Raw genomic sequence first — 16820 nt, 5'->3', positions numbered from 1 at the left:
TATTTATGCGCAGATTTATCTTCCATAAACATCATTTAAAGATTCGTGTTGGTCTTAATTTATTGTTTATCGATCACCAAATGCACATCACCTTGAAAATATATCTTTTGTCCTTTTTCACGAACTTGCAAAGCATTTGCTTTAAGAGATAAGCCTGCACGTTTAATATGTACACATTGATTGGTCTTCAATTGGCCTTCAGATAAATTGATATCGGCAGCTATAAACTGTGCGACTATATTGTTCTGTGTTTTGATTGTAAATGGCTTATCTAATTGCAAATGATCATTAATATGATCATAAGTCCCACTTTGTGCCTTGAGAAAAACCAACCCCAATTTGCCTGAAGGTATCTCAGCTGTAATACCTTGTAATCCAACAACATCAGAATGCGTAGAATCTTGAAAAGCTTTTTGTGCTTCAAGCCAATAAAGCTTATGAGAACTCGTATAGCTTTCTAATCTTGGATTGACCATCATCAATTTTACTATCTCATCATCTTCACTCTTTAAAACTACATTACCAGAGGAAGCAGAAAGGGAAAAAAATATAAACAAAGAAAAAATCAACGCTATAATCAATGCAACGAGAGGTAAAAAGATTTTTAACAAATGGATTCGATACGAATGATGGTACGCTTTTTTAAAAATATCATCAGAAGATGATTTTATTGAAAAAGCTTCATGGTAATTGTATATAGTCATATTTGTTTTTCTCTCAAATACTCTACTTTTTTCAATCTGTAGTATCTCTTAAGATGTATTTTTAAATTTTGCTTCTTGCAATCTGACTGCTCTTAGTTTTATTCTGTTTTTATTAATCTACTATGTGTAACGTGCGCATATGGAATGCATAATTGGTAAAATATAATCTTTTTTGTGTAAATAGAGAGGCTATTTTGATCAAATCAGAGCTCATACAAATTATTGCTCGTTATAACCCACATCTTCTTCAGCGTGATGTAGAAAATATTGTAAATGCTGTTTTTGAAGAAATCTCAACAGCACTCATTAATGGTGACCGTATTGAACTTCGTGGTTTTGGAGCTTTTGCCGTCAAAAGTCGTCCAGCACGTAATGGTCGTAATCCACGAACAGGTGAAACCGTTGTAGTTGAAAAAAAATGGGTTCCTTTTTTCAAGACAGGTAAAGATTTACGGGATCGACTGAATAAATGAATAAATTAATGACAACTAAACGTATTCTTTTGGCAATTATTTTAGTGCCTCTTACAATTTTTTTGATTGCTTTTACTGTAGCTAATCGTCAAATTGTTACTTTAACGCTTGATCCTTTTCGAACTAATTCTGAAAGTTTTACTTATCAAGCTCCCTTTTTTGTTTGGCTTTTTATTTTTCTTGCTCTTGGCATTTTGTTGAGTAGCGCAGTGCATTGGTTTATACAACGTCAATACCGTAAAGCTCTTAAAAAAAGTAAAGCAGAGTTTGAGAAATTAAAAACATCGATCGCTAAAAACCTTAATATAACGACACCTTAATGAATTTTACCCTTATTATGTTTGACAATGAATCTCAAAGGTATGCTTGTTTTTTATAATGTTTCATTAACTTTAAATTTTCACATTGTTCTAGAAATTCTATAGTTTTTCATAATAAATCTTCTTGCAAAGAAAGTACTATGACACCAAATATGTCTGCAAAATGCTTTCAACCACATTTCAATGGTGTGTATCCGCAAGAAAAAATACCTCTTATTTTAGAAACAAGTGCCAGTGCAGACTATGCCTTGATTGACTCTGGTAATGGACGGAAATTAGAACGTTACGGCTCTTACCGCATTATCCGACCAGAAGGTCAAGCACTATGGAAACCCGCTTTACCGAAAGAAAATTGGACTAATGTTGATGCTATTTTTAAAGGCAATCAAGGTGAAGAGGGTATTGGTCGCTGGCATTTTCCAAAAAAACAGCTTGATGAAACATGGCCACTTTTTTGGAATGGTTTGCCTTTTTGGGGGCGTTTTACTTCTTTTCGTCATGTAGGTGTTTTTCCTGAACAAGATGTTCATTGGCGTTTGATGGAAGAACAAATTATTAAAGCCAAACGCCCTATTAAATTACTCAATCTTTTTGGCTATACGGGTGTTGCTTCTTTGATTGGTGCACGTGCAGGTGCAATTGTCACCCATGTTGATGCTTCTAAAAAAGCTATCACTTGGGCAAAAGCTAATCAGGAAAAAGCAGGATTATCAAATCGCTCCATTCGTTGGATCTGCGACGATGCTGTAAAATTTGTTGAACGCGAATTACGTCGTCAAAAAACTTACGACATAATTCTTCTTGATCCCCCTGCTTATGGACGTGGGCCTCATGGTGAAGTTTGGCAATTATTTGATCATTTACCAGAAATGATTAAAAACTGTCGCAATCTTTTATCTGACAGACCATTATCTATCGTACTGACAGCCTATACTATTCGTGCTTCTTTTTATGCACTTCATACTTTAATGCGTGATGAATTCATAAATTTTGGTGGTACAATTGAATCAGGAGAGTTAATTTTGCGTGAAGAAATTGCTGGACGTGCTCTTTCTACTTCTCTTTTTAGCCGTTGGATTGCTTGAATATGGGTACACAAAAAACAGGTCAAGTTAAAGAAATCACTTCCCTTAGCAACCCTATCATTAAAAACCTTAAAGCACTCAATCAAAAAAAGAACCGTAATCGAGACGGAGTCTTTATGGCAGAAGGGCTTAAACTGGTTATTGATGCTTTAAACCTTGGCTGGACAATCCAAACACTTATTTTATCCAAAAATAAAGTCGGTAACACTATCATTGAAAATATTGCTGCACGTACTGTAGCTTGTGGTGGTTTTGTCATTAAAGCTTCACAAAAAGTTATGGAATCTATTACCCGGCGTGATAATCCGCAAACAGTTGTTGGCGTTTTTAAACAACAGTGGCATCCTATTGAAATGATAAAAGGATTAGCTCAAGATGTCTATATCGCACTTGATCGTGTACGTGACCCTGGAAATCTTGGTGCTATTATCCGAACTGCAGATGCAGTGGGAGCAAAAGGGGTTATGTTGATTGGCGAAACGACAGATCCTTTTTCACCCGAAACAGTACGTGCAACAATGGGATCAATTTTTTCCGTACCACTCTACCGTTTTGGTGAAAGTGCTTTTTTGAATTGGTCTACACACTTTAAAGGTATCATTATTGGAACACATCTTAAAACATCTGTTGATTATCGTAGCGTTGATTTTAAAAAAGGCCCTATTATACTTTTAATGGGAAATGAACAACAAGGTCTACCAAATATTCTTGCTGATCGCTGTGATCAACTGGTGCGTATTCCGCAAAATGGACGTGCTGATTCACTTAATTTGGCCGTAGCTACAGCTATTATGCTTTATGAAATCCGGCGTCCTTATTTAACACTTGAACCCATGTGAGACCAAAATATGATACACAAATCATTATCCTTTCTTTTTTCTGGTTTGATTATTACAGTTTTACTTGATCAAATGATAAAGTTTTGGGTTATACAGACCATACCTTTAGAAACAAAAATTCCACTTCTTCCTTTTATTTCGCTTTATCATGTACGCAACTCTGGCATTGCATTTTCATTTCTTTCTTCTTTTTCTCACTGGGGACTCATTGCTTTTACACTCATCATTATTGTTTTTCTTTTATGGTTTTGGAAAAATGCCGAATATGATAAAATTTTAACACATTTTGGTATTGTCTTGATCCTTGGTGGAGCAATTGGAAACCTTATTGATCGTATTCGTTTCCACTATGTTACTGATTATATATCATTCCAGATTGATGGTGTTTTTTCCTTTGCTATTTTCAATCTTGCTGATACTTTTATAACACTTGGATCCATTGCCGTGTTAGTTGATGAATTTCGTATCTTGTTTCAAAAAAAAACGCTATCCCAATAATACTTCTGCGAAATAATGCATTACTTCATTTGTAAATATAACCCTTATTTCAACTCTTATAAGGTTAACTCACAACGTATTTACATTCTACCTGCTATTGTTTTTTCATTACAGAGTTTATTAAAATTATAGCCCTAATTTACTATAGAAAAATTTAATATTCACTTGTGATATTATTGAAAAGCTTCTTCTACTTTTATGTGATATTCTTCAATATATAATGATGCATTATAAAGCTGTACTGTCAGAAAAACTAACACAGGATTTAACATCAAGGGTTTAAACTAATAAAAAAATGCTTTTAGATTAAAATCTAACATCTCATAGGCTATTTTTAACGTGCCTTATTGGCTGTTAAATGAATGGTACAATCGAAGATATTAATCAAAGCAGACTTTTGTTATTGTTTTAGATTATACTGATTTTTTGTAACACTAATGATATAAATATTACTGCTTTCGGCTATTGAAGTACTGACAAATTTGGCTTGATAGGACTTCGGTTGTGAATTATTGTTAATCACTCAAAATAGAAAAATTCTTAGTTGTTTATAAAACAAAGTGTTTAACTAAACTTTTGAAATTGTGCGCATTAACTAAATATCACTGAAATAACTAATTTCTTTTTAGGTTTATTTAAACAAAATTATTTATTCTAGCTACCGACAAAATAAACTACCTAATCTTTCTAAAAAATATTATTGAAAAGATTAAATATTTCCAGTTAAAATGTGCTCTTTCATTACAAACTTGTAAGTTTTCCTTTCAATAAAAGTCTCTTGTAATTTTTAAATAAATCTCCATAATAGAGGAAGGTGTACTGGAAGTTTACCAGCAGCGTTTAGGGTTGTTATATGAGCTTAATAATAGTTTATATAACGTTATAAAAAGGGATTTATATCTCTTTAAATCCTAACTCGTGACGGAACATATGCTAAAGGACTTTTTATTATGGCTGATTTCAAAAATTTACGTTCGGCGTCTGTTTCTCATGCCGATGCATCAATTGATCAAGGATTGCGCAGTTATATGCTGGGCGTCTATAACACAATGGCTATTGGTTTACTTATTACAGCTTCTGCTGCTTATATAATTGCATCATTGGCCACAACAGCAGATATAAATCAAGCAGCTGCACAAATTAATGGTAGCGTTTATTTAACATCATTTGGAGTGACATTTTATACGTCGCCTTTATCTTATGTTATTATGTTTTCGCCGCTTGTTGCTGTGTTATTTCTCAGTTTTAAAATTAATATGCTTAGTACTAATGCTGCTCGTAGTCTCTTTTTTGGTTATGCAGCACTTGTTGGGCTTTCATTGTCGTCAATTATTTTGCGTTACACACCTGAAAGTATTGTGCAGACTTTTGTCATCACCTCTGCAGCTTTTGGCTCTCTTTCGCTTTACGGTTATACTACAAAACGTGATCTTACAGCGATGGGGTCGTTTTTGTTTATGGGATTAATTGGTCTGTTACTTGCTATGATCGTTAATATTTTCCTGGGATCAAGCGCCTTGCAATTTGCTATTTCAGTAATTGGTGTTCTCGTTTTTGCTGGTTTAACAGCTTACAACACACAGACTATCAAACTAATGTATTATGAAGGTGATGCGGATGATACCCGTGGTCGTAAAATTATTATGGGTGCGTTAAATCTCTATCTTGATTTCATTAATATGTTTGTTTTCTTGCTGCAATTTTTGGGTTCAAATCGCAATTAACTATATAGTTATTGTTTTTATTGAAAAGCCTTGTTTCACACAAGAAACAGGGCTTTTTGTTTTCAATATAAGTTCATATTCTTTAATCTTTTAGCATTATATTCATACGTACCAAACCCAACTCAAACGTAAAATGATAAAGAAGCCTCATAAACCAAAACTTCGCTGGCCTACTACATTTATCCAGCAAAAGCTTCATAAACCTTTCTTAAATGTTATCCGTAATCATTCTGGTCACCGACCAAATACTATTAATTATGATAACGATTATGATCTTATTGTTGCTTCTTATAATGTTCATAAATGTGTAGGTGTTGATAAAGTTTTTAACCCTACTCGTATTGTACGCGTTATTGCAGAATTACAAGCTGATATTCTCGCACTCCAAGAAGCAGATAAACGTTTTGGTGAACGCGTTGGTTTGATTGATCTTAAATTGTTAAAAGCTGAAACAAATTTGATTCCTGTGCCTTTGAATACTATGTCACCCAAGGGCCATGGTTGGCACGGCAATGCTCTTTTTGTGCGTCAGGGGCGGGTGCATGATATTTTACAAATTTCCCTACCTGGTATTGAACCACGAGGTGCTATAATGGCAGAATTAGAAATGGAGACAGGTTTTATTCGCATCATTGCAGCTCATTTTGGCTTGTTACGTCATTCTCGTAATCAGCAAGTAAAAATGCTTCTTGCACTCTTGCAAAAACGTTCTTTTATGCCCACACTACTTATTGGTGATTTCAATGAATGGCGAGTAGGAAAAAAATCGTCATTAAATCATTTTTTTCCTTATTTTGATATCACACTAGGAACTGTGCCAAGTTTTCCCTCTCGCTTTCCCTTTCTAGCCCTTGATAGAATTTTTGCTTTTCCTCCCTATTTGGTAACAAAAGTTGAAAGCCATTATTCACCATTAGCACGTGTCGCATCAGATCACTTACCAATTAAAGCTCATCTTAATCTTGCCAATGTAATGACTACGCTCAAAGACCAAATAGGTGAAAAAACTAATGTGCCTCATTCCAGTTTTGAGCAGCCGCGACTTTTACTTTAAGAGGAACAGACAAAGATAATGCCGGCATTGTAGCATTTTCCATTACCTTTTTAACAAGGACTTTTGTTTTTTCACTCTCAATTTCTGGTACTTCAAAAATCAGTTCATCATGAACCTGTAGTAGCATTTTTGCTGATAATTTTTCTTTTTTCAAAGCAGCTTCCATTTGGATCATAGCGCGACGAATGATATCTGCAGCTGACCCTTGAATTGTTGCGTTGATAGCAGCTCTTTCATTGAAAGTGCGGATTTGTGAATTAGTCGATTTTATTTCAGGGTAATGAATACGACGTCCAAAAATTGTTTCTACATAACCATGTTGGCGCGCAAATGATTTAGTCGTTTCCATATAATCTTTAATTCCTGGAAACCTTTCAAAATAAATATCAATATAGCGACTTGCTTCGTTTCGTGAAATACTTAATTGGTTTGCCAATCCAAAAGCTGAAATACCATAAATAATACCAAAATTAATCGCCTTTGCACGTCGGCGTATATCTGAAGGCATTCCTTCTACCGCAACTCCAAATATTTGCGATGCAGTTATAGCATGAATATCTTGATCTTGTGCGAACGCTTCTTTCAGTGCAGTGATATTGGCAATATGTGCAAGAATGCGCAATTCAATCTGACTATAATCAGCTGATAATAGTACATATCCCTTTGGAGCAATAAAGGCTGTTCGAATTTTACGCCCTTCTGGTGTTCGTATTGGAATATTTTGCAGATTGGGTTCTGATGAAGATAATCGTCCAGTTGATGTTGTTGCTAAAGAATAATTAGTGTGAACACGCCCTGTCTTAGGCAAAATATAATGAGGTAAAGCATCTGTATAAGTGGATTTTAATTTTGCAAGTTGGCGCCAATCAACGATTTTTCGCGGTAAGGTATGACCTTCAGCAGCTAATTCTTCTAAAATTTGTGCAGAGGTTGACCACTGACCACTTTTGGTCTTAATACCCCCGGGTAAACCCATTTTACCAAAAAGAATATCGCTTAATTGCTTTGGTGAGGCAATATTAAACCGTTCACCGACCAACTGGTAAATTTCCTCTTCCAGAGAAAGGGCAATCCGCGCTAACTCACATGAAAGACGTGAAAGAATTTGCCTATCAACAAGAATCCCTCGTTCTTCCATTTTTGCAAGAATTTTTATCAGTGGTCGATCAAGACGCTCATAAATTTTAGTCACTCCTTGTGCAACGAGTTGTTGTTTTAGAACTTGCCATAACCGTAGCGTTATATCGGCACCTTCTGCCGCATAAAAAGTCGCTTGTTTTAAATTTACTTGTGCAAAAGAAGTAATTTTTTTTCCGTTATGCGTTAAATCTTTGTAAGAAATTGGTGTATGCTTAAGCCATCGCTCAGATAAAATATCCCTATCATGAGTCGAAGTTCCGGCATCTAAAGCGTATGATATTAGCATTATGTCATCAAAAGGCTCTATCACAATGCCGCATTGTTTCATAATCAACCAATTATATTTCATATTATGGCCAATTTTTAACACAGCTTGATCTTCTAATATTGGCTTTAAAAGCGCTAAAATTTTTTGTGTCTCAATTTGTGTGACTACACGCCCACCTCCTAAAAGGTCGCATCCTCCTTCAATGTGTTCTAATGGTATATAAGCTGCTTTTTCTGGCTGTAATGCTAAAGAAAAACCAATAATTTCTGCTTGCATAGGATTCAGTGAGGTTGTTTCTATGTTAAAAGCAAAATAGCCTTGTTCTTGTGCTTCAAATAACCATTCTCTCAAGATTTTTTCATCAAAAATGGTTTCATAAGAGTCTCCTATATTTTTTTGGACAAGAGCCTGATCTTTACGTTTTTGTGCTAAAATCTGTGGTGAATTTTTACAAAAACCACGGGTTAATATTGGATCAGCTCCTTCACTATCCAAGTCAGGCCCATGAATATCTTGTGTCCACTCAACATCTACATCAAGTGCATCAATAACCTCTGCATCACATTCCGTTGCTTCTGCTACACGACGCGTTAACGTGGTAAATTCCATAGCTTTTAAAAAAGCAATTAAACGCGGGCCATCCTGTGGTTCTAAAATAAAATTATCTAAATTACTATCTATCGGTACATCCGTCTTAAGTTTTACCAATTCGCGAGAAATTTCTGTTTGCTTTCTATAAGCTTGAATATTTTCACGCCGTTTTGCTTGCTTGATTTCTGTCGCGTTCTGCAACAAGAAATCGAGAGTACCAAATTGATTCAATAATTGTGCTGCAATCTTTGGACCAATACCTGGAACCCCTGGAATATTGTCTGTAGAATCCCCAACTAAAGCTTGTAAATCAATCATTTTTTCAGGCGTTACGCCCCATTTTTCTACGACTTCAGAAACACCGATATGTTTATCTTTCATTCCATCATATAAAGATACATGCCCATTTACCAATTGCATTAAATCTTTATCCGAGGAAATAATCGTTGTTTTTGCTCCCGCTTGAGTTGCCAATCGTGCATAGGTCGCAATTAAATCATCTGCTTCAAATCCTTTTTTTTCAACACAAGGCAAATTAAAAGCTTTTGTAGCTTGCCGTATCAGAGCAAATTGAGGAACAAGGTCTTCAGGAGGAGCTACACGATTGGCTTTATATTGAGGATAAATTTGTTTACGAAACGTATCAGACGAATAATCAAAAATAACAGCAAAATGAGTTGGCACAATACCAACAGCTGTATTGCGAGCATCACAAAGTAATTTCCATAACATGTTACAAAAACCGGCTACAGCCCCTACAGGAAGTCCATCCTTTTTGCGTTTTAAGGGTGGCAAAGCGTGATAAGCACGAAAAATGTAACCTGATCCATCGACTAAAAATAAGTGATCTTTTGTTTCCATGATAATTTCATTTCTTTATTTTAGCGCAAAACAAATTTATTTTTATATTTTTTTCGATCTCATTTCAAAATTTACAGAATTGCCTCTGAAAAGCCATTTTTTTGTTTTTATAAGGTATAAAGCTGTTGCGTTTTATAGTTAGTACCGAGAGCTTTTCTTTGTTATTATAGGATATGATAGCTTTCATTTTACTCCTTCTATGATAGCTGAGGTACAACGTAGCGGTGAGGTCGTTGTGGTGTTCCCCTCCCCACAACGGCCGTATTTTTAGGAGTTGTATTATTTAAATATTTTTTCAAGAAAACCTCAAATTTTTATTAGAAAATTTTGAAGTTATTCCATAAAGCTTTGTTGCCTATTTTTTTAACTAAATCAGCATGCATATCTTTTTCTTGTGCGCTTAATCTTGAAGGTAAAATGTGGGGGCGAGCTTTAATTTTATGAGGAATATTTTCACCATTTTGAACATTTTCATCAAGGTTGTTACTATTATCAAAACTAAGTACACCTTGTTTTCCACCAATTAACTCAATATAAACATCGGCAAGAATCTCTGCATCGAGTAGAGCACCATGAAGAACACGATTACTATTATCAATTCCAAAACGTTTACATAAAACATCAAGAGAATTAGGCCCCATAGGGAATTTTTGTCGCGCTATAGCTAGTGTATCAATAACATTATCAACACTGATAAGCGGTTTATTGATCCGTCCTAATTCTGCATTAAGAAAACTTATGTCGAAACTTGCATTATGAGCAACCATTGTTGCACCATTGATAAATTCTAAAAACTCATCAGCAATATCTTCAAATTTTTTTTCATTTTTTAAACGTTCATTGGTTAATCCATGAATTGCTACAACTTCATCAGGGATAATGACTCCTTGCGGATTTAAATAAACATGGAATTGACGTCCTGTAAGATAACGATCAACCATTTCTACACAGCCAATTTCGATAATACGGTCGCTGTCTTTATCTAACCCTGTTGTTTCGGTATCAAAAATAATTTCACGCATTTCTTTAATTCTTTAAAGATACATCTTTTAGTAAATTCTTTATTATATGAAAAACTTGTTGACGTGTATTATCTAAACTTTTTCCCGTATCAATCACAAAATCTGCACGTTCTTTCTTTTTCTCATCGGATATTTGTTTAGCATTGATCGCTGCAAACTTTTCCTCACTCATATTTGGACGATTCATTACACGCTTCTTTTGTATTACTGATGGTGCAGATACAACAATTACACTATCTACTCGATTTTCACTATTTGTTTCAAAAAGAAGCGGAATATCAAGAACTATTAGTTTTTTTCCCTGTTGTCGTGCTCTGTTAACAAATTCTTTCTCTTTTTTCCAAACTAAGGGATGAATTATTTTTTCTAAAGCTTTTAGTTTTTCGTGATTATTTATCAAAACTTTAGAAAGTTTTAAACGATTAACTTGACCATTTTCAACAACACCTGGAAAAGTACGTATAATAAGTGACAAGACCGGCTCATTACAATAAAGTTGGTGCACTACTTCATCAGCGCTAAAAACAGGAACACCTGCTTGTTTAAAAAAACGAGCAGTTGTTGATTTGCCCATGGCAATTGATCCGGTCAATCCTATAATTTTCATATTTTATTTTCACTCATATCCTCTACAATCGCTGTTCGCAATGCCTTTGTTACAAGCGGTCTTGTTCCAAACCATCGCTCAAAACCAGGTACAGCCTGATGTAAAAGCATACCAAGTCCATCGACTGTTTTCAAACCATGAGCTTTTGCTTGTTGCAAAAAAGGGGTTATCAATGGAGTGTAAACAACGTCTGTTACCAATGCTGTTGGTTTTACTTTATGAAAATCAAAAAAAACATCTTTTTGTTTGTTATAAAGATTTATCATATCTACAGAAGTTGCATTAACAATGAGATCAACCTGATAAAGTATCTTATAAATATTATGCCAGTCATAAACCTCAATAGGTTTTCCAAAATACTCAGCCAAATCGTCTGCATGTTGTCTTGTACGATTAAACAAGAAAATACGTTCAAACCCACGTTTTTTTAAAATATATAAAACAGCGCGCGCAGCGCCTCCTGCGCCAAAAACAAGTGCTGTTTCTTTAACCCAATCAGGAGTAAACTCATCAAGATTAGCACTAAAACCATATGCATCAGTGTTTGTGGCACAAAGCTTTTGCCCTTCAAACCATAATGTATTAACAGCACCAATAGCTGTTGCTACCTTATCCTTACAAGTTACTAAATGAAAAGCTTCCCTTTTATAGGGTAAGGTAACATTACCCCCACAAAAACCCCTTTTTTGTGAAGACATAAGAAAACTCTTAAATTCTTCAGTTTTTACCTCTTTTGCAAGATACTTACCTTGTAAACCATATTGTTTGAGCCAAAAATTGTGAATCTTTGGTGATTTTGAATGATGAACAGGATAACCAACAATAAAAGCACACGGATACTCTTTTTTTTTGCAATTTATTGCAAAATTAACCATCAATAACTCCCAAATGACGCAATTTAGCCAACAAAGGTAATAACGGTAAACCAATAATAGTAAAAAAATCTCCTTCTATTTTTTCAAAAAGGTGAATTCCTTCTTTTTCAATTTGATATACTCCTACACTTTTTAAAACATCCGTTCCTACACGCATTAGATAACGTTCAATGAATTCTGATGAGAGAGAACGTACCGTCATATGAGCACTAAAAGCCTCAACCCAAATTTCTTGACCATTTTTGACTAAAGCTATTGCACTATGAAGAGAGTGTGTTTTCCCTGATAAAACACGTAATCGTTGATGTGCTTCTTTAATATTTGTAACTTTATGAAAAATCTGATCTTCCAAATCAAGTATTTGATCACAACCAATAACTAATGCATGAGGAAAGCGCTTAGAAACATCTTTTGCTTTTGCACTTGCAAGGAAACAACTTGTTTCTTTAGGAGTTTTAGTTTTTATTTTTTCTTCCACTTTTCGTTCATCGAAAGAAGCTCCTTCAACAGAGAATTTTAAACCAGCTTTGTCTAATAACTGTGCGCGATAGGAGCTAAGAGATGCTAATATTAACATATTTTCGTTCATAAAATTTCTCTCATTTTTTTTCACGAAACTGTGATAAAAGTTTAAATATTGCCGCTGCAGTTTCTTCAATAGAACGTCTTGTTACATCAATGACAGGCCAACCAAAGCGTTCACAAATACGTTTTGCATAAATTAATTCTCTAGCTATGCTGGCGCGATCAGTATAATTTTCAATAGCAAAATCTTCTCCCAAATCTCGATTTTGGCGAATATGTGAAATTCTTTCAGCTGAAGCAATTAAACCAACAACTAAAACATTTTTTTTTTCTAAAAGAGTTTGTGGTAAATCAATTCCTGGAATAAGAGGTACGTTAGCAGTTTTTATTCCACGATTTGCTAAATAGATACTTGTTGGTGTTTTAGAAGTTCTTGAAATTCCTACAAGAATTACATCTGCATCTAACATGCTATCAGGAGATTGTCCATCATCGTGCTCTATTGTAAAATTCAACGCTTCAATACGACGAAAGTAATCTGCATTAAGATCATGTTGTGCACTAGCACGTAAATTTGTTGGTGTTCCAAGATAAGACTGAAAAACATTTAAAATAGGATCTAAAATAGCAACACAAGGAGTACCTATTTTTGCACATAATTTACTGAGAAATTTCTTAATTTCTTTATCAACAATTGTGTAAAGAACAATACCCGGCTCTTTTTGAATCTCATCAAGAATCTTTTGCAACTGCGCTTTATTACGAATCATAGGGTAAAGATGTTCTATTGCCTGATACATCGTGTATTGTGATGAAACAGCTCTTGCAGCAGAGATTAATGTTTCTCCTGTTGCATCAGAAATCATATACAAATGAAAGCTTTTTTTTTCTTTTTGCATAGAATTTTTAACTTCTTGTGAATAAATGTGTATAGACCTTCACACTTATTCATAAAATAGAAATTTTAAAAAAATATTTTGTTATTACGCACAAACTAGATGACTGTGATAAATAAGTTTCTCTTATAAAAAAGAACGGGGATAATATTTTTAAAGTACTTTTATTCTTTACTTTTTTTTTCTCTTCTTTGTGAATAAAACTGAGGATGAATAAGTATAACTAATAATCCACATTAAACACAGGTTTTAATAAAAAAAATCTCTCTTTTAAAATGTTTTTTAATTTCAAAAAAATTTTTGGAAAAATTTAATTATAACAACGAATACTTTATTACAATTAATAATAAGATACAAATTCTTTCATTTTTTACAAACTTATAATAGTTTTTAAGTTATTATAAAAAATAAAAAGAATATATTTAAATAATAATTTGAAGAATAAAATTTTAAATTCTTAAATTACATAGTATAAGTTATTTACAATATTATTTATTTTATTTACAAACTTAATTATAAGTATAATTTTTACTATAACTAATTTTATTAAACACAAATCCAGACTAATAGAGTAATGCTTGCGGTTTAAAAGAGTTAAGTGTATAATATTCATTTCTTAATAGGAATGTTTCATTCTTCAAATTTCCCACAAACTCATTGAATTTTTTATTTAGAGATAATTCCCCATTCTAATTAAAGAGAATATTTCATGCAAGAAATGAAACTACAAGAACTTAAAAGTAAAAACCCGGTTGAACTTGTTACTTTTGCTGAAACATTAGAAGTTGAAAACGCTTCATTGATGCGTAAACAAGAGTTAATGTTTGCTATTTTAAAAAAACTCGCCTTGCAAGATGTAGAGATTATTGGGGAAGGTGTCGTTGAAGTTTTACAAGATGGTTTTGGTTTTCTGCGGTCTGCTGATGCTAATTATCTTCCAGGGCCTGATGATATTTATCTTTCCCCTACACAAATTCAATCTTTTTCTTTAAAAACAGGAGATACGGTTGAAGGTCCTATTCGTGGGCCAAAGGAAGGAGAACGTTACTTTGCTCTTCTTAAGATTAATACAATTAATTTTGAAGATCCTGAAAAAATTCGCTATAAAATTCATTTTGATAATCTAATACCTCTTTATTCAAACGAACGTTTCCAAATGGAAATACAAGATTCTACAAATAAGGATATGTCATCCCGGGTTGTTGATTTAATATCTCCACTAGGAAAAGGTCAGAGAGGATTAATTGTAGCGCCTCCTCGAACAGGAAAAACGGTTTTATTACAAAATATTGCTCATTCTATTACAACTAATCACCCTGAATGTTATCTTATTGTTCTTTTGATTGATGAGCGTCCAGAAGAAGTAACAGATATGCAGCGTTCTGTAACAGGGGAGGTAATTTCTTCTACCTTTGATGAACCAGCTATACGTCATGTACAGGTAGCTGAAATGGTTATTGAAAAAGCCAAACGCTTAGTTGAATATGGACGCGATGTTGTTATCCTACTTGATTCTATTACACGTCTTGGGCGTGCATATAATACGGTTGTTCCTTCATCAGGTAAAGTTTTAACAGGTGGTGTTGATGCAAATGCTTTACAGCGTCCTAAACGTTTTTTTGGTGCAGCGCGCAATATTGAAGAAGGTGGATCTTTAACTATTATAGCAACGGCTTTAATTGATACAGGTAGCCGTATGGATGAAGTTATTTTTGAAGAATTTAAAGGAACAGGTAATTCAGAAATTGTTCTTGATCGTAAAGTTGCTGATAAGCGTATTTTTCCAGCTATGGATGTTCTAAAATCAGGAACACGTAAAGAAGATCTTTTAGTAGCTCGTCAAGATTTACATAAGATTTTTGTACTTCGTCGTATTTTAGCGCCTATGAATGTAACAGATGCAATTGAATTTTTAATTGATAAATTGAAACAGACAAAAAATAATAGTGAATTTTTTGATTCAATGAACACTTAAAAATATCATAGTTTTAAAATAGGATTAGTCCTGTGGATACAATCTTTGCACTTTCAAGTGGATTGTTACCTTCAGGGGTTGCAGTTGTTCGACTTTCTGGTCCTCACGTTGTGAACATTGTTAAAACGCTTTGTGGTTGTTTACCTAGGGCGCGATTTATGTATTATGGAAATCTCATTGCACGTGATGGTAGCTTTTTAGATTCTGCTTTGACTGTTTTTTTTCCTGGTCCACATAGTTTTACAGGTGAAGACTGTGCAGAATTCCATTTACATGGGGGTAAGGCAGTTGTTAATCGCTTTTTAGATGAATTATCTACATTTCCTGAGTGCCGTGTTGCTGAGGCGGGTGAATTTTCTCGTCGAGCATTTATTGAAGGGAAAATAGATTTAGTTCAAGCAGAAGCTCTTGCTGATTTAATAGAGGCAGAAACAGAAGGTCAAAGGCGTTTAGCTGTTATAGGTACAAGTGGACATTTAACAAAACTTTATCGTAGCTGGCGTGATGAACTTATAAGAGCACGTGCTTTAATAGAAGCAGAAATTGATTTTTCTGATGAAGATGATATTCCAGATTCTATATCTGATGAAATTTGGAAAAATATGAAAAAGCTTAGTTGTTCTCTTTGTGAACATATTGCTTCAGGAGAGCGTGCAAATGTTTTACGTGATGGGTTAAAAGTTGTTATTGTAGGTGCTCCAAATTCTGGAAAATCAAGTATTATTAATCGTTTGGCTGGGAAACCTGTTGCTATTGTAACAGAAGAAGCAGGAACGACACGTGATGCTTTAGAAATTAGATTAATACTTGGTGGTTTACCAGTTTTTTTAACAGATACTGCTGGTTTTAGAAAAACAGAAAATAAAATTGAACAATTAGGTATCAAAACTGCAAAGCAACACATTATAGATGCTGATTTAGTTATTTTGGTTGATGATATGAACAATCCTCAAGAAATTCATTTACCAAAAACATCAGCTGAAATATGGCGTGTTGGTAATAAACTTGATCTTTATAAAGGAGATAAGACACGTTGGTCTATACAATTTTCAGCATTAAGTGGTTTAAATTTTGATCATCTTATAAAGAAAATAGAATTATTCTGTCTGCGTCGTGTTTCTGAAATTGGTAATGTTGTTTCAGCGCAAAAAAGACAACTCCAATTATTAAAAGAAGCTGTTAAGGAAATTGATGCTTCAATAAATCATATTTCTCTTGATTTAAGTTTACGTGCAGAACATCTTCGTCGTGCAAGTGATGCACTTGGACGAATCACAGGTGACATTAATGTTGAAGATTTACTTGATGTTATTTTTTCACAATTTTGTGTTGGTAAATAAATGATTCACGTGAAACTTTGAAA

The 16820-nt window shown here is 33.9% G+C and carries 16 protein-coding genes; 9 read left to right on the top strand and 7 right to left on the bottom strand.

Annotated features, from left to right (window positions below):
- Nucleotides 1-59 precede the first annotated feature (59 nt).
- Nucleotides 60-704, bottom strand: a complete 645-nt coding sequence (gene lptC, locus BWD162_RS07200) for an LPS export ABC transporter periplasmic protein LptC (RefSeq protein WP_078706025.1) — start codon at nucleotides 702-704, stop codon at nucleotides 60-62.
- Between the two features lie 194 nt (nucleotides 705-898).
- Between lptC and BWD162_RS07195 the strand changes: the two genes are divergently transcribed.
- The 7 genes from BWD162_RS07195 to BWD162_RS07165 all read left to right on the top strand — a co-directional run bounded on the left by BWD162_RS07195 (nucleotide 899) and on the right by BWD162_RS07165 (nucleotide 6697).
- Nucleotides 899-1177, top strand: a complete 279-nt coding sequence (locus BWD162_RS07195; RefSeq protein ID WP_078706178.1) for an integration host factor subunit beta — start codon at nucleotides 899-901, stop codon at nucleotides 1175-1177.
- An 8-nt stretch (nucleotides 1178-1185) separates the two neighbouring features.
- The gene (locus tag BWD162_RS07190; RefSeq protein ID WP_078706024.1) at nucleotides 1186-1497 is read left to right on the top strand and encodes a LapA family protein; all 312 of its coding nucleotides are present in this window, start codon (nucleotides 1186-1188) and stop codon (nucleotides 1495-1497) included.
- A 152-nt stretch (nucleotides 1498-1649) separates the two neighbouring features.
- Nucleotides 1650-2582 (top strand): class I SAM-dependent methyltransferase, encoded by a 933-nt coding sequence (locus BWD162_RS07185; protein WP_078706177.1) that lies wholly within the window; start codon nucleotides 1650-1652, stop codon nucleotides 2580-2582.
- A 2-nt stretch (nucleotides 2583-2584) separates the two neighbouring features.
- Complete coding sequence (locus BWD162_RS07180; protein ID WP_078706023.1) at nucleotides 2585-3421, top strand: TrmH family RNA methyltransferase; 837 nt, start codon at nucleotides 2585-2587, stop codon at nucleotides 3419-3421.
- A 9-nt stretch (nucleotides 3422-3430) separates the two neighbouring features.
- Nucleotides 3431-3919: a signal peptidase II gene (lspA, locus tag BWD162_RS07175; protein ID WP_078706022.1), complete on the top strand. Its 489-nt coding sequence runs from the start codon at nucleotides 3431-3433 to the stop codon at nucleotides 3917-3919.
- A 950-nt stretch (nucleotides 3920-4869) separates the two neighbouring features.
- Nucleotides 4870-5643 (top strand): Bax inhibitor-1/YccA family protein, encoded by a 774-nt coding sequence (locus BWD162_RS07170; protein WP_078706021.1) that lies wholly within the window; start codon nucleotides 4870-4872, stop codon nucleotides 5641-5643.
- 133 nt (nucleotides 5644-5776) lie between these two features.
- A complete protein-coding gene (locus BWD162_RS07165; protein ID WP_078706020.1) occupies nucleotides 5777-6697 on the top strand; it encodes an endonuclease/exonuclease/phosphatase family protein in 921 nt (306 codons plus the stop codon).
- Here the strand turns inward: BWD162_RS07165 and polA are convergent.
- The 6 genes from polA to BWD162_RS07135 form a co-directional block, all read right to left on the bottom strand.
- The gene (gene polA, locus BWD162_RS07160; protein WP_078706019.1) at nucleotides 6651-9557 is read right to left on the bottom strand and encodes a DNA polymerase I; all 2907 of its coding nucleotides are present in this window, start codon (nucleotides 9555-9557) and stop codon (nucleotides 6651-6653) included. The genes BWD162_RS07165 and polA overlap by 47 nt on opposite strands.
- Before the next feature lie 317 nt (nucleotides 9558-9874).
- Entirely contained in the window at nucleotides 9875-10579 is a 705-nt protein-coding gene (gene dnaQ, locus BWD162_RS07155) for a DNA polymerase III subunit epsilon (RefSeq protein ID WP_078706018.1), read from the bottom strand.
- Nucleotides 10580-10583: 4 nt separating this feature from the next.
- Nucleotides 10584-11186, bottom strand: coding sequence for a dephospho-CoA kinase (gene coaE / locus BWD162_RS07150; RefSeq protein ID WP_078706017.1), 603 nt, complete (start codon nucleotides 11184-11186; stop codon nucleotides 10584-10586).
- Complete coding sequence (locus BWD162_RS07145) at nucleotides 11183-12061, bottom strand: shikimate dehydrogenase (RefSeq protein WP_078706016.1); 879 nt, start codon at nucleotides 12059-12061, stop codon at nucleotides 11183-11185. Before BWD162_RS07145 ends, coaE begins: the two co-directional genes overlap by 4 nt.
- Complete coding sequence (locus BWD162_RS07140; protein WP_078706015.1) at nucleotides 12054-12650, bottom strand: Maf family nucleotide pyrophosphatase; 597 nt, start codon at nucleotides 12648-12650, stop codon at nucleotides 12054-12056. Before BWD162_RS07140 ends, BWD162_RS07145 begins: the two co-directional genes overlap by 8 nt.
- A 10-nt stretch (nucleotides 12651-12660) precedes the next feature.
- Complete coding sequence (locus BWD162_RS07135; RefSeq protein ID WP_078706014.1) at nucleotides 12661-13485, bottom strand: pyruvate, water dikinase regulatory protein; 825 nt, start codon at nucleotides 13483-13485, stop codon at nucleotides 12661-12663.
- Nucleotides 13486-14191: 706 nt separating this feature from the next.
- Here BWD162_RS07135 and rho point away from each other — a divergent pair.
- Together rho and mnmE are read left to right on the top strand one after the other, a co-directional pair.
- Nucleotides 14192-15457, top strand: coding sequence for a transcription termination factor Rho (rho, locus tag BWD162_RS07130; RefSeq protein ID WP_078706013.1), 1266 nt, complete (start codon nucleotides 14192-14194; stop codon nucleotides 15455-15457).
- A 32-nt stretch (nucleotides 15458-15489) separates the two neighbouring features.
- The gene (gene mnmE, locus BWD162_RS07125; RefSeq protein ID WP_078706012.1) at nucleotides 15490-16797 is read left to right on the top strand and encodes a tRNA uridine-5-carboxymethylaminomethyl(34) synthesis GTPase MnmE; all 1308 of its coding nucleotides are present in this window, start codon (nucleotides 15490-15492) and stop codon (nucleotides 16795-16797) included.
- Nucleotides 16798-16820 lie beyond the last annotated feature (23 nt).

The sequence above is a fragment of the Bartonella sp. WD16.2 genome, from assembly GCF_002022505.1.
Taxonomy (GTDB): Bacteria; Pseudomonadota; Alphaproteobacteria; order Rhizobiales; family Rhizobiaceae; genus Bartonella.
The sequence above is the reverse complement of the archived record's forward strand: the minus strand, read 5'-3'. Positions and strand labels throughout refer to the sequence as shown.

Coding starts and splice junctions, on each gene's coding strand:
- BWD162_RS07190 (WP_078706024.1), top strand. CDS start 1,186: ATGACAACTAAACGTATTCTTTTGGCAATTATTTTAGTGCCTCTTACA.
- BWD162_RS07165 (WP_078706020.1), top strand. CDS start 5,777: ATGATAAAGAAGCCTCATAAACCAAAACTTCGCTGGCCTACTACATTT.
- BWD162_RS07135 (WP_078706014.1), bottom strand. CDS start 13,485: ATGCAAAAAGAAAAAAAAAGCTTTCATTTGTATATGATTTCTGATGCA.
- lspA (WP_078706022.1), top strand. CDS start 3,431: ATGATACACAAATCATTATCCTTTCTTTTTTCTGGTTTGATTATTACA.
- BWD162_RS07145 (WP_078706016.1), bottom strand. CDS start 12,061: ATGGTTAATTTTGCAATAAATTGCAAAAAAAAAGAGTATCCGTGTGCT.
- rho (WP_078706013.1), top strand. CDS start 14,192: ATGCAAGAAATGAAACTACAAGAACTTAAAAGTAAAAACCCGGTTGAA.
- dnaQ (WP_078706018.1), bottom strand. CDS start 10,579: ATGCGTGAAATTATTTTTGATACCGAAACAACAGGGTTAGATAAAGAC.
- BWD162_RS07140 (WP_078706015.1), bottom strand. CDS start 12,650: ATGAACGAAAATATGTTAATATTAGCATCTCTTAGCTCCTATCGCGCA.
- lptC (WP_078706025.1), bottom strand. CDS start 704: ATGACTATATACAATTACCATGAAGCTTTTTCAATAAAATCATCTTCT.
- polA (WP_078706019.1), bottom strand. CDS start 9,557: ATGGAAACAAAAGATCACTTATTTTTAGTCGATGGATCAGGTTACATT.
- BWD162_RS07180 (WP_078706023.1), top strand. CDS start 2,585: ATGGGTACACAAAAAACAGGTCAAGTTAAAGAAATCACTTCCCTTAGC.
- BWD162_RS07185 (WP_078706177.1), top strand. CDS start 1,650: ATGTCTGCAAAATGCTTTCAACCACATTTCAATGGTGTGTATCCGCAA.
- BWD162_RS07170 (WP_078706021.1), top strand. CDS start 4,870: ATGGCTGATTTCAAAAATTTACGTTCGGCGTCTGTTTCTCATGCCGAT.
- coaE (WP_078706017.1), bottom strand. CDS start 11,186: ATGAAAATTATAGGATTGACCGGATCAATTGCCATGGGCAAATCAACA.